The organism is Methanosarcina sp. UBA5, assembly GCF_002505485.1.
In the GTDB taxonomy this organism is placed as follows: Archaea; Halobacteriota; Methanosarcinia; order Methanosarcinales; family Methanosarcinaceae; genus Methanosarcina.
This window is the reverse complement of the sequence record NZ_DAVG01000102.1, coordinates 1-12,986: the sequence shown is the minus strand read 5'-3', so window position 1 is coordinate 12,986 and position 12,986 is coordinate 1. Positions and strand designations below refer to the sequence as shown.

Genomic DNA, 12,986 nt, shown 5'->3' with positions numbered 1-12,986 from the left:
TCTTCAAAATTACTGACAGCAACCGGCACTAGAAAAGCTTCATCCACGCTAAACTGCTGGAATTTCTCAGCAAACCCTCTCATTATCTCCATTATGTTCGCTGAGACCTGTGCATAGAGTTTCATGTTCACAGGCACAAAGGCAGCATCTGGACAAAGTTTATAAGCCTGCGAGATTGGCATTGCCGAGTGTATCCCGTATTTCCTTGCCTCATATGAACAAGTGCTAACGACTCCCCTACCTTTTCCTCCATTCGGATCTGAACCAACTACAACTGGTAGACCTTTAAGTTCAGGATGCTCTCTAACTTCAACTGATGCAAAAAACGAATCCATGTCTACATGGAGAACAATCTGCCTTTCGGTACTGTTTGTAGGTTGAGTGGGAGCGAGCATCAAGGCAATATTAGATGAAAAAATATTAAAAGGCTTGAGGAAGCTATGTGAAAGTATTAATTTCATAGACTTAATATTCCACTAAAAGACTGACTTAAAAATATATCTTACATAAGCACTTATTATGTAGAAAGAGGTTAGTGCCATGTGTGGAGCGTATGGACTTTCAGTACGAAACATACAGAATCTCATTGATAGATTTGATATTGTAAATGCTTTAGATAATTTCAAACCAAGGTGGAACATCAGACCAGGACAATCAAATCCTGTGATCGTAAATCAAGGAAATAAAGAAATTGAGTTAATGGTTTGGGGATTACTACCTCACTTTGCCGCTGATGAGCAATATAAATATAAAACAATAAACGCTAAAGCTGAAACAGTTGATACGCTACCTACATTCCGTCATTCTTTTGTCAAGAAACGTTGTCTTGTACCTGCTACTGGATTCTACGAACCAGATAAGATTAATTTTGTAAAACAACCCTTCCCCTGGCACTACTTCAAGATGAAAGACAACTCAATTTTTTCCTTTGCTGGACTGTATGACGTTTGGAAAAATAAAAGCAACGGAAAAGAAATACGCAGCTACTCGATCATTACTACAGTACCTAATACAATTGTTGGCAAATATCATGATAGGATGCCTGTTATATTAGAAAAAGAGGAAGAAGAAATATGGTTGAATCCTGATATTGATGAAGCGAGGCGGCTTCTCCCATTATTGAAGCCCTTACCTGATGACAAATTGGAAGAATGGGAAGTTGGAGCTAAAGCGAGAAATCCGATAAACGACTCTTTAGAAGTTATTGAGCCACTTAAAACCAACAAACAACGAACCTTGTTTTAAGCACTAAACAGAAATGAAGTACAGGTATTATGTATAAGATATTACGAGAATTCAGTGTAGCTCTGGAGGAGCGCTGAAAAAGGACATGAAGGAGTGACATAGAGCCTCAAAGCTGAGTCCTCCGGAGTCCTAAGGAAACTATAAAATATTTAATAGTTCTAATCAATATTACTATTTTTAAAATTCTTTTATACTGACCTACGCTTTAGAGAACATGTAGTAGCCAGAATTTCTCACTTTCTCCCTGAATATTATATTTTTCGCTTAGTTAGAGAACGTATTTTAAAATTAGTTAAAGGTTTAGGGATAAGTGGAGGGGGGACACCAGGACAATTGGTATATTCTCAGCCTCTACGTTGAGTTTTTAGAAGTCTTCTAAGGATTTACATTAAACTCATCCTAAAAGTGTCTTAAATCGCCTCTAAATAGGTTAATACCTTCCCATGAAGGCAGCACTTTTTACTGGCCAAGCCCCAGCAAGCTTAGAAACGCAAGATCCATAAACGGGAACAAAGGTAGGTTTTCTCAAAAAGATCAAAGTACTTGAGCAGATTTCGGCAGGATAATATAAAATAAACTCAACGATTGTAAGCAGTTGAGAGGATAGTAAATCCAAAAACTGCCTTGTGGAGATTTGCAAATGGCAATTGGTCCTACAAATTTGTTGATAGAGAGGCCTGCATCCAGACCTTCCGAGAGAATATCCAGAGTTTAGGGAACCGAGAATACAACGTATTATTTTACTACGGAATTGCAGGCATTGGGAAAAGTAAGCTGCACAGAAACTTGATGAGCATCTATTTGAGATCGAAGGATTACTATCTAAAGAGCAGATATATACTATAAGGGCTAAGATAACTAAAGGGATATAACCATTATACTTAAACTATCAGGATGTTACATATTATTGCCTGGATATCATTATTATTTTCTGTATTATTGGTTTAAGTTTTGCAAGTAAATTACTTTCACGATATTCACAAGTCTTTTTTATCTGCTTATTCATCTTTCACTGATGTCTGCCTCGAATCCTGAACAAGATAATCACGAGACAAGAATTGTCATGCACGTAGACATGGATTCATTTTATGCTTCAGTTGAAGTAAGAGAACAACCCGCACTGAAAGGCAAGCCTGTGTGTGTTGTTATGAAGTATAATCCAGAACTTAGACGAGGAGCTGTCAGTACGTGCTCTTACGAGGCAAGGAAATTTGGGGTGCATTCAGCAATGCCAGTAGCCAAGGCCAGCAAATTGTGTCCTGATTGCGTTTTTTTACCTGTACGGATGGATCTCTACAAAGAGGTATCTAGCAGAGTGATGGAGACCCTAAAAGGATATGCTGAGCAATTTGAACAAGTCAGCGTGGACGAAGCCTACCTTGTTCCAGTTAGTGTTCACAATTTTGACGATGCTGTTGTTTGTGCTCTCAGGATTAAGGATGAAATTAAAAAAAATGAAGGAATTACCTGCTCTGTCGGTATTGGTTCGAACAAACTCATTGCAAAGATTGCATCTGGATATCAGAAACCTGACGGACTTACAGTCGTTAAACCAGAGGATGTGAAAGACTTTCTATACCCGATGCCTGTCTCAAAAATCCCAGGTGTCGGGGAAAAGACAACAGAAGTCCTAAAAGTAATAGGGATTACAAAAGTTGAAGAGCTTGCAAATGTAGATGTGCAGTTGCTTACGGAAAGGTTTGGAAGAATGGGCTTCATAATGAAGCAAAGAGCTAATGGGATTGATTATGGGGAAGTTCAGGAAAGGGAAGGTGTAAAGTCCATAAGCAAACACATAACTTTTGATGAAGACACAGACGATCCTGAAAAAATAGAGTATACGTTAAATATGCTTGCTGATGCTGTATACAACAATCTGAAGAAAAATCACTATCTGTTTCGAACCGTAAGTGTACTTGTTCGTTTAAACAATTTCAGCACTTATACACGAGCAAAGACAATCCAGACATGGACACAGGATGTTGAGATCATAAAAAGTTTAGCAAAGGAACTTATAAATGAGTTTCATGACAAAAAATTGAGACTTGTGGGCGTAAGTATCTCAAATATAAAGAAACAAGATGAGCGACAAACGCTCATTACGGATTTTAAATAAGTATATGTTGTACGGTTCTTGAAAGTTGCTTAGTCAATCAAAGGCGATAGGTTGAGTGCCTGTTCTCGTAGAGTTCGTGCGTTCGAATCGCACCTCTCGCACCAAACTTCAATTTTTTCCTGGGAGTCTTTGGATTGACCTTTGGAGTAATACCGGCTTTGTAGCTCCATCTTTCAAGGTCCTCAAACCAAGTATTACGTGCTGGTGGTCTCTTGCCCTCTAGTAAAGCCTTGAATAGATAGGGAAATGTAGCTGGTAACCTATCAATTGTCCTCTTTACAAGCTTTTGTTTTACTTTCTTCTGTGCCTCTTTAGGAAGGAGATAATCTGATTTCTTTCTGTATAGTACCATTTTTCATGATCGTGTAGACTTTGAAGCTCCACGTACCGAAGGCCTGTAATTGTATTTATTTCAAAAATAGGCTTGAACTTCATTGGAATGAAATTAACAAATCAATCATATTATGCTACTGTGAGAACCTTTGTTCCATCAGAGGTTACAAGTCCATTATCCATGAGAAATAGCACACGAACAGAATATTAAAAGGTTCGTATTTAGCGAAGAATATTCTAAATATCGATAGAATAATGAGTTATTTTCTCCAAAAATACGAACGTTGTTTGTCAAAAAGTTAGGATATTGAAGTACAATGCAAAACTAGAGTTTTAGATTATTTGCTACATGACAGAGTTTACTTCTGCCATATATTTTTTGCAACAGAATCTTCTCGCTTATCATTTGTTCCATACGATACCTTATTTGCAAACTAAATTTATTAACAATAGGTTAGATCATTTGTTTAACAGAAAGTCAAATACTTTCAATGGTCTACTGTTTGAAGTAGAAGTTAAATCATAGTGTTTATGTACTTGTTTTTATAAATAACTCAGTTAAATAATAAGTTCCACATTTCGTTTTTTGGGAAAAATAGTCTGGAGGTAGATAAACTGAAACGAATATATTATGTGATAATTTTACTCAGCATTTTAACTGCTATATTTGTATCAGGATGCGCCAAGAAAGAGATTGCTAATCCAAATATTACTGTTTCGTTGAGTTATAAAGTACAAGGAAGTCCTAATAATGAGATAGAACATTATGGTGATGTTATAACTTATACATATGTTATCAATAATACAGGCAATGTAAATTTATCTTGTTTATCGACTGATAATATTTATGAGCCTCCAAGTGAGATCAGGTTTGGTAATATTTCTGTTATAGATAATGTTAGTCTTGATAATCTTGATCGCGATTATTTTATGAATAATGATTTTTTAGTTAGTGATGATTCTTTCGTGAAAACTGGATCTACAAATAGTTATCACCCTTTTATAATTGAACCTGGAGAATCTTGGACATATAGCTTTAATCATACTTTTGATAAAAGAGACATTACTAATCCAGAAACATTACATAGTCGCATACTGCCAGTTTCAGTTAGCTCTGGTTTTGAATACTTTAATGAAACAGCAAACGAGACAGATATAATAAATAAAAGCTTAGTAGTTAATATGAAAATTAGCGATTCGATGAATTTGTATTTGACAAAGCTTGTTAATCAAGCTACTTTGTATGACAACATGAGCGCAACGAACACAACATATGATAATGTGATTAACTTTATACAATCAAGCAATACTACAAACATCGCAAAAAGTAAGGTACAATACGATGAACAAGGCAATCCTTATCCTACATCGCTCTATATCTTTGCGGAAGAATTACATAATGCAGCAGAAGCTGCGGGCATAAGTTGTGGTATAGTATACTTAGAAAGTAGTGAGACTGGGATGCCTGAACCAGAAATTGATATATACGGTCATTCAACTGGTATGCTTACCACACCAGAGACGGATTACATCAGTTATGGAAATTACTTTGATACGACTGATAGAGGTAGAGTGTACATTGATACGAGCTTTGGAGATATTGCGGTATTTGAAAATGAGCCGAAAGTTGGTGAAGTCTGGAAAGCACGTATGTCTAATGGAACTGGGATACAGTCTGAAATGCCAGTTCAATCAATAGATTACCTTGATTGAGCAAAATAGGCTCTTTGCTGTTTTGAGTAGGTAACTCGGTTCCGTTGCAAAAAGTCTGGCTTTGTTACAAAATCACTGAAAACTTTCACAATTAGGGAAATTAACCAATTATATCAGCCAAAAAATAAGATATAAAGTCACTAATTATAGCCTCAAAGTGCGATAAGGAATTCTTCGCAACGGAACCCGATTTTGATTAAAATAAAGGAGACTAAAACAAATGACTACATTTGCTGATAAAGAAAAGAAGAATGCGAAGAGAGTATGTTTTGGTTTACCAATTGGAGTAATACTGTTATATATTGCATCTAGTAAATTGCTTGATAAGGCCTCAGTAAATGCGATCCTGGGATTCACAGGCATATATCTTGCTTTTATTGGATTCCTAACTGCATTAGGATTACTATTTAAAGAGTACAACGGAAAGTCATTACCTTTTGGTGCTAATGTTAAGCATTATAGGTGTCCATACTGTCATATAGAGTTAAGAACAAATCAGATAATGATAGGTGAGGATTTCAGATGCCCTCAATGTTATAAAGTTATAAAAGGTACTAGATAAGGCGGTTCCATTGCAAAAAATATCTGCTAAGGATATAATGAAATAAAAAGGAAATAAAAATAGTAATATGTTATCTAATTCCTTTAAATGGAAACACTTTGTAGGTGAAATGGTTCTGTTGCAAAAATCATATAGTAGAAGTAAAACTTTGTTATGCAGCAAATAATCTAAAAGTCTAATTTTGCGGTATACTTTAATATCCTAACTTTTTGTCATAGAATGTTCGTATTTTAAGAACAAAGTCACTTATTTTTCTACCAAGATTTAGAATATTCTTCGCCAAATACGTACTTTTTAATATTTCGTTCTTCTGATCCTGGCTCGTTCTACTTTTTGCTTAAGTTCTTCCTTATAAATGAGCTCATATTCAGGGGAACGATGATTATCAGGAATAAATATACGAACTGATACACTATCATCTCGTAGAATGTCTTCAGGAACCCCTTCTTCCGCGTCATAAATAATAACTTCGCCACATATGGAGGGATTAGGATTTAATATCTTTTCTAGTGCATCTAATCTTTTTTCAATCTTCCCTTTCATTCTCCACCTCTTCAATACTCCTTAATCTCTCAATGATTTCGCTTTCAAAATCAACGATTCATCCATAATTTTAGATATCAGAAGCTGAAAGTTAAGTTTCCTTTTGAATACTTAAAGAGAGATAGTCACAAGGATAAAGCCTGCTTCAAAGCTTTAACAGCCTCCTCCATACTTATGAGATTCCTATCAAGCCCCCATCTCTAAGAAAAATATTTATCTTTGTACTCTAAAGGCTCTGCTTAAGAGCTTCAAGCCTATTTTTTATAGATGCAGTTGGTACCAAACTTATAACTTCTGGTTATTCCACGTATTCGGATTGTTCTCCGATATGTACATTATGAAACTGCTCCCCTCCGTGACTCCCTGCCTGCATGTTTTCCAGAGCTTCAAGTCTGCGCTGAAGTTCTTCAAGTTCTGAGTCTTTTAGTATTGAGTTTTGAACCTGAAGTGCTTGAATAAAAACCCGCATGTATGCAAGCTTTATACCGTCGCCTTCTTGTGGTCTGAAACGTTTGGCTCTAAGCCTATTTTGCAGGTGTCCGATTAATTCTGAGTTAGCCTTTAATAGTGAATCACGTGTAAGCAGGTTTGAAGAGCTTATGGCATTGTTGTTACCGGTTTTCATTGAATCCCTTTATAAGTTATTGTCGCTTATCCGTCATGTTTATAGTAGTATATATTTTCTATAATATATATAGATTTTTAAAGGGATATTTTGTAATTTACGTGTATACATAGATACTTCGTTCGTGTATCGTTTTACTTGTCATATCTCTGGTTAATGTATGGTGTGACAAGATAAACGCAAGCAGAGAAAATAAACCTAGTAATTAAAATAAATCTGTAAAATAATATATCATCTCTTGTGCTATATTCAGCATCAATAGACTTGTCTTACTTGTCTTATATCACATGCAAAAGGTAAGACTAGAAAAACGACAAGAAGAGTCTTTTGTTTTACCTGTCATAGCTGTCATATCTATTTTTAAGGTACTTGTAGAGTAATTTAATTTTCAAAAATAGTGGCTTAAAATAATAAATTAAGTTTTCAAAATAGAAATTAAAATTATTCTTTACATTTACCTCTTGCAATTAGGTAAGACAGGTAAGTTGGGTGTGACAATCGCCTCTTGATATCGGAAATACTGTCTCAATAGGTAGGAACAATACCCAAGTAATGCAAAACAGCAACAGCAAGAGCTACAAAACTAAGAATCAGGAAAAACCCCGAAATCCGGATATATCTGTACTTAATTTTCACCATTTCCTCGAATTTTTCCTTCGAGTCTCTGGTCGAGTTTATATTAATCTCATACCTTTTCCTGGAGAGCACTATTACCGCAAAAATCAAGCTCAGGAACCACAAAACAAGTGGAGCCAGATATATCAAAACCGAATATCCTGCTGCTCCCTTCATATCTGAAAATGCAATAGCGTGAAAATAAATCCCTTGAAGCAGCCCTGTGACGACAACAAACTGTTTTGCCGTATCTTCTACAGCCGAAATCGATTCCCCTACAAGCTTTTCAGCATTCTTTTTCCAAAAAGGATTAAGTTCAGCGGAAAAGGAAGGAATATCTTCTTCAGCAGCCCCGCTTTCAACTTCCTCTTCAGTCATACCTTTACTTCCCATTCAAATTCTTTTTTGCAATTGGGGCAGGTAAGATCTATACACAGACTTTTGGAAGTTTTTCGGTTGAATACTTTTTTAACATCAGATAAACCAAAGCGTATTGCAACAGTATCTCCATTTTCAACAATTTTTTCTACATCGGTGTAATATTTGTACCCACAGTGAGGACATTTGATGAGTTCAGAAGTCATTCATTCACCAGCCTTTTAAATTCAGCATCAAACTCTTTTTCTCCCATTTTATATCGCAGTCTTAAAAGTGATCTTGCGACAATCTCCTTGTTCGGCGAATTCAATTGTCTAGAGATTGACAAAGAAATTAAATAATTCCTGAGAGCACTACTACATTCTCCCTTTTCTTCATCTATTCTTCCTATCTGGTACAATGTTGCTACAATTCCGCTTTTTTCCCCCAGATCCTCAAAAATTCTAATGGCCTGATTATAATTTTTCATGGCTTCTTTGTAGTTGCCATGATCCTGATGAACCATTCCAAGCTGATGTATTACTCCTGCAATTCCTTTTTTATCTCCAAGCTCTTCTTTTATTTTCAGGGACTGATTATAATTTTTGACTGCTTCCTCGTAGTTGCCCTTATCCTGATAAACAATTCCAAGATTATGCAGTGTTGCTGCAATTCCGCTTTTATCTCCGAGCTCTTCTTTCATTTTTAGGGACTGGTTATAAAGTTTCACAGCTTCTTCGTAGTTACTCTGCTGCTGATGAATGATTCCAAGCTGGCCTAGTGTATATGCAATTCCTTTTTTGTCTCCGAGCTCTTCTTTTATTTTCAGGGACTGGTTATACTTTTTGACTGCTTCCTCGTAGTTGCCCTGGCCCTGATAGATAACTCCAAGGTTGTGCAGTGTTGCTGCAATTCCGCTTTTATCTCCGAGCTCTTCTTTCATTTTTATTGACTGGTTATAAAGTTTCACAGCTTCTTCGTAGTTGCTCTGAAGATAATGAACATCTCCAAGCTGGCCTAGTGTATATGCAATCCCTTTTTTGTCTCCGAGCTCTTCTTTTATTTTCAGTGACTGATTATAATTTTTGACTGCTTCTTCGTAGTTGCCTTGGTCCTGATAAACAATTCCAAGCTGGTGCAATGATTGTGCAATTCCACTTTTATCTCCTAATTCTTGAAAAATCTTCAGGGTCTGGCTATACTTTTTCACTGCTTCTTTGTAGTTGCCCTGATCCTGATGAACCATTCCAAGCTGGCCCAAAGAGCGTGCAATTCCATTTTTGTCCCCCAACTCTTCTGTAATTTTCAGGGACTGATTATAATTTTTGACTGCTTCTTCGTAGTTGCCCTTATCCTGATAAACAATTCCAAGCTGGCCTAGTGTATATGCAATTCCTTTTTTGTCTCCAAGTTCTTTTTTTATTTCCATAGACTGATTATATAGATTCACTGCTTCTTCGTAGTTGCCCTGATCCTGATCAATCATTCCAAGCTGGTGCAGTGTTGCTGCAATTCCGTTTTTATCCCCCATTTCTTCATATTCAGATTTAATGTTATTATATATTTTTAAAGCTGAATTCAGATCTCCAAGGTCATAGACAATATTTGCCAGAGTGCCCTGGAAATCTAACCTTGTAATTCCTAATGTGGTATTGATAGACTCGTCCAACATGTTCATTGCAAGCTTAATATGCCCCCAGCGGATCAGATGAGTTACAGTACTTTCTACAATTTCGCTTGCGCTTTCCCAGTCTTCTGCCTGGAAGTAATAGTCGTGTGCTTTTAGATAATCCCAGATATTTCGAGATTGAGAAAACAGATTCTCATAGTATTCGGCAGCCCTGATAAGAAGCTCTTTTTTGTCCAGTCTGTCTTTTTCCAGTTTTTTCCGTGCAAAATCTTTTACAATTGTGTGCTCTGAATAAACATTCGTGTCGTACTCCTGCTCTTTTGAAATGAGACCCCATTGGAGGAGTTTTTGCAGAGGTTCTCCGACAGCAGGACTTTCATCTTTCTCATCGCCGATAATCCATGACAATGCTTCAACAGGAACTGCTTCTTCGTAGATTGAGGTGTAGAGAAGCAGTTTTTTTGCTTCTTGATCTAGTTTGGAAAAAGATTTATCCAGCAAGGTGAACTCGATAAGCTCTTTTTTCAGGGGCGCCAAATCCAGCAGTAAATCATCTACTCCCTGAACAGCGGCATGTTTTGCAAACTGGCCTATTGTCCAGGGGTGGCCGCCAATAACACCATATATTTCCTTTTTCTTCTGAATTCCCAGATCTTCTAGCTCCGTAAAATTGTTCATGAGCCAGTTTGTCTGAGGGAAATGGAGTTCAGGAAGAGAAATGTGTTCGATTCCGGAAGTAAGCCTGCCATCAAGAGGATCGAAATCATAACGAGTTGTGATGAGGAATTTTGTGTTTCTGGTTGTGTTGTTAAGCAGATGCTGGATAAACGCTTTAAGTTCAAGGTTTTCTATGTCGTTTCTTTCTTCATTCAGACAATCTTCAAAGTTATCGAAAATGACCAGGAACCTTATCTGGTTTAGTATGTTTACCAGTAAAGCAGTTTTAACTTCAAGAGGAACCTGCTGGTTAAGGATCTGGTTCAGTTCCGGCCTTCCTTTCATCAGCAAAAAACTGTTGAATTTGTTCAGGATATCTTCCGGCCTGGTTGTGGGAGTAAATTTGATCCCCAGAGTGCCCTCAAAGTAATAACCCATTTTTAACGCAAATCGAGTTGCAAGTACGGTTTTTCCAATCCCGCCAAAGCCGTGAATAATTGCAGCCCTTTTTACGTCGGACTTGAAACCTCTTTCTAGCAACCTGAGTTCTTTTCTCCTGGCAACAAAACCTTTTTCCATGACCTGCAAATCCGGCAGCATCATAGGTTTAAAAACGAATTCGGAAGGTTCCGGTTTTAAATTCCCTGCATTAACGCAGTTGCAGTCTGAAAGATAAAGTACTGGAGTTGCAAAGTCAAGCCCATTACCGTTTTTTAAGTTTTTCATCACGAGTCTGGCTTCTTTTAAAGCAAGGTCAACAGGTTTTCCGCTTGCAATTGCTCTGTAAAAATTGTACGCAAACTTTATGGCGACGTCATCAAGTACAGAATATTGCATTGCTACTACAGCAGGAATTCCCTTTTTAGAGAGCATACTGGCCAGATCCCCAAAAGCTTCTTTATTCGAGCCTTTGGCTGATTCGCAGGAACTGAGAACTACAAGCCGGATGCCTCGTTCTGAAAAAAGGTCCGAAAGGGTTTTGTTGTCAATAAGCCTTGCTTTCTGGTCTTCGTTTTCAAAAACAAGGTGACCTTTGCCATCTATACTGATTCCGTGGCCTGTGAAATGGATAATATGGTAGTCCTGTTCATTCAGGTAGCCTTCGACGTTTTCAAAGGTTGCATCTTCAGTAAAATCCACTTTTATTTTCTGGTCTTTATGAAGTTTGTCCACGGCTTCAAGGATAATTTCCTGTTCTTTTTCCGTGTTCAAAGATGAAACTCTTGGGTCATCCGGACCGGAAATTATTACTAGCATCCTGAGTACAGAATCAAGAGGTTCAAGCTTTTTCTTCTTCACGCCTGCTGGCAGCCTTGAAATCAGGATGTTTCTTCTTCGAACCAGAAAATCTTCATCGTCATGAAGATATTCCCAGGGCAGCGCTGAAATTCCCGGAACATCTTCTCCAAACCTGAGTGAAATCCTGAGTCTATTACCGTTTTCCTGAACTTCCTTTACAGATTTGTTGAAATACTCGCCGAGTTGACCGGAAAATACTCTGCTGTAGAGCATTTTACCAAATTCGATATGTGGCTCTTCTCTCTCCTTTTCTTCCAGTGACTCTGCATTTTCTTTATGATTCTCTGGCTCTTCAAGGCTTTCTGTAACTTTTTTCTCTATACTTTTTAGCATCTGAAAGAGTTTCAGGTCTTGCCTGAGTTCAAAATCATTGTTCGCTACAACATTCCCATCCTTCAGAATCGAGGCACGATATATATAGGGAGATGCTTCGGGGGATCGGGTAATCTGAAAATCGAGAGAAGAATATTCCAAAAAGATCACCGATCATTATTTGGAGTTCACAATTAATAAATTTAAAGTGTATATAACAATAAAAATAATAAAGCAGAGTTGAAAATTAAACAAAAAACAGAATTTATTGTTTTAGATACATGCATTTTCAAGTAAAATCAATTTATTTTTGTACTTTTATCTATAGATTAGATAGAAAACTCCATCATTTCCTTTATTTATATATAGGTTTTATTGTAACTATGCGTTATAACTTTAGACTTAATATTGGGTGTTAAGAATAAATAAAGGATAGCCTTTAAGAATTGATATAAAAATAAAGAGAGTGCTGACGCTCTGCAATTTATACTATCAAACCTCTTGGCATAGTACAAATCAATTTTGTGAGATCAAGAGATCCAGGCCGCATAGATCCTTCAGTAAATTTGGTAATTGCCCAAACAAGAGCATCTATTCTATCTGGCGACTTCTCGACTCCTGGAACCCATTAACACATCTGGTCTTCAAGCTGTGAGAACGTACCGAAATGATGAACCTTGCCCTGCTCAGAAAGAGCACTTATAGGCACTCTTTTGGAGGGAGATGCTCAGGCCTATCCCAAAAGTGCCAATTATGTTCAAGAGCGTAAGCCTGCTCATCAGTTAACTCATTCAGAATTTCAATTTTCTTCGACTCTGGCAGCAATGACAGTAATTCGGCTTGCGAGTACTTCCCTTGCACTACTAACCGCCTCCTGAACGTTTAAGATATTGACGTTAGTTGGTTGTGGGCCTTTCAACTTTCCAAGCTTTCATCCAGGCTGTCCTGAGCTTCGGTAGCTCCTCTAAGAGCCATGACT

The 12,986-nt window shown here is 37.1% G+C and carries 10 protein-coding genes and 1 pseudogene; 4 read left to right on the top strand and 7 right to left on the bottom strand.

Annotation, left to right across the window (positions count from 1 at the left end; translation table 11 throughout):
* Positions 1-395 (bottom strand): annotated as a pseudogene (locus BP621_RS11755) (DNA polymerase IV); the annotation flags it as partial.
* 145 nt (positions 396-540) lie between these two features.
* On the opposite strand from BP621_RS11755, the gene BP621_RS11750 reads away from it, so the two are divergent.
* Both BP621_RS11750 and dinB read left to right on the top strand, forming a co-directional pair.
* On the top strand, positions 541-1,245 hold the full coding sequence (locus tag BP621_RS11750; protein ID WP_292390143.1) for an SOS response-associated peptidase: 705 nt from the start codon (positions 541-543) through the stop codon (positions 1,243-1,245).
* A gap of 1,015 nt (positions 1,246-2,260) precedes the next feature.
* On the top strand, positions 2,261-3,361 hold the full coding sequence (gene dinB, locus BP621_RS11745) for a DNA polymerase IV (RefSeq protein ID WP_292390141.1): 1,101 nt from the start codon (positions 2,261-2,263) through the stop codon (positions 3,359-3,361).
* Positions 3,362-3,398: 37 nt separating this feature from the next.
* On the opposite strand, the gene BP621_RS11740 is transcribed toward dinB, so the two are convergent.
* Positions 3,399-3,713, bottom strand: a complete 315-nt coding sequence (locus BP621_RS11740; RefSeq protein WP_292390139.1) for a hypothetical protein — start codon at positions 3,711-3,713, stop codon at positions 3,399-3,401.
* Between the two features lie 614 nt (positions 3,714-4,327).
* Between BP621_RS11740 and BP621_RS11735 the strand changes: the two genes are divergently transcribed.
* Together BP621_RS11735 and BP621_RS11730 are read left to right on the top strand one after the other, a co-directional pair.
* Positions 4,328-5,407 (top strand): hypothetical protein, encoded by a 1,080-nt coding sequence (locus BP621_RS11735; RefSeq protein ID WP_292390136.1) that lies wholly within the window; start codon positions 4,328-4,330, stop codon positions 5,405-5,407.
* Between the two features lie 220 nt (positions 5,408-5,627).
* Entirely contained in the window at positions 5,628-5,969 is a 342-nt protein-coding gene (locus BP621_RS11730; RefSeq protein WP_292390134.1) for a hypothetical protein, read from the top strand.
* A gap of 294 nt (positions 5,970-6,263) precedes the next feature.
* Here the strand turns inward: BP621_RS11730 and BP621_RS11725 are convergent, their stop codons facing one another.
* The 5 genes from BP621_RS11725 to BP621_RS11705 all read right to left on the bottom strand — a co-directional run bounded on the left by BP621_RS11725 (position 6,264) and on the right by BP621_RS11705 (position 12,169).
* On the bottom strand, positions 6,264-6,512 hold the full coding sequence (locus tag BP621_RS11725) for a hypothetical protein (RefSeq protein ID WP_292390133.1): 249 nt from the start codon (positions 6,510-6,512) through the stop codon (positions 6,264-6,266).
* A gap of 298 nt (positions 6,513-6,810) precedes the next feature.
* Complete coding sequence (locus tag BP621_RS11720; protein WP_292390132.1) at positions 6,811-7,137, bottom strand: hypothetical protein; 327 nt, start codon at positions 7,135-7,137, stop codon at positions 6,811-6,813.
* Positions 7,138-7,662: 525 nt separating this feature from the next.
* Positions 7,663-8,130: a hypothetical protein gene (locus BP621_RS11715; protein ID WP_292390131.1), complete on the bottom strand. Its 468-nt coding sequence runs from the start codon at positions 8,128-8,130 to the stop codon at positions 7,663-7,665.
* Positions 8,127-8,336 (bottom strand): hypothetical protein, encoded by a 210-nt coding sequence (locus BP621_RS11710; protein ID WP_292390129.1) that lies wholly within the window; start codon positions 8,334-8,336, stop codon positions 8,127-8,129. The genes BP621_RS11715 and BP621_RS11710 overlap by 4 nt, the downstream gene beginning before the upstream one ends.
* Entirely contained in the window at positions 8,333-12,169 is a 3,837-nt protein-coding gene (locus BP621_RS11705) for a tetratricopeptide repeat protein (protein WP_292390127.1), read from the bottom strand. The genes BP621_RS11710 and BP621_RS11705 overlap by 4 nt, the downstream gene beginning before the upstream one ends.
* Between the last annotated feature and the right edge of the window lie 817 nt (positions 12,170-12,986).

Excerpts from the sequence above, each read along its gene's own strand:
- BP621_RS11750 (WP_292390143.1), top strand. The coding sequence starts at position 541 with ATGTGTGGAGCGTATGGACTTTCAGTACGAAACATACAGAATCTCATT.
- dinB (WP_292390141.1), top strand. The coding sequence starts at position 2,261 with ATGTCTGCCTCGAATCCTGAACAAGATAATCACGAGACAAGAATTGTC.
- BP621_RS11740 (WP_292390139.1), bottom strand. The coding sequence starts at position 3,713 with ATGGTACTATACAGAAAGAAATCAGATTATCTCCTTCCTAAAGAGGCA.
- BP621_RS11730 (WP_292390134.1), top strand. The coding sequence starts at position 5,628 with ATGACTACATTTGCTGATAAAGAAAAGAAGAATGCGAAGAGAGTATGT.
- BP621_RS11725 (WP_292390133.1), bottom strand. The coding sequence starts at position 6,512 with ATGAAAGGGAAGATTGAAAAAAGATTAGATGCACTAGAAAAGATATTA.
- BP621_RS11720 (WP_292390132.1), bottom strand. The coding sequence starts at position 7,137 with ATGAAAACCGGTAACAACAATGCCATAAGCTCTTCAAACCTGCTTACA.
- BP621_RS11715 (WP_292390131.1), bottom strand. The coding sequence starts at position 8,130 with ATGACTGAAGAGGAAGTTGAAAGCGGGGCTGCTGAAGAAGATATTCCT.
- BP621_RS11710 (WP_292390129.1), bottom strand. The coding sequence starts at position 8,336 with ATGACTTCTGAACTCATCAAATGTCCTCACTGTGGGTACAAATATTAC.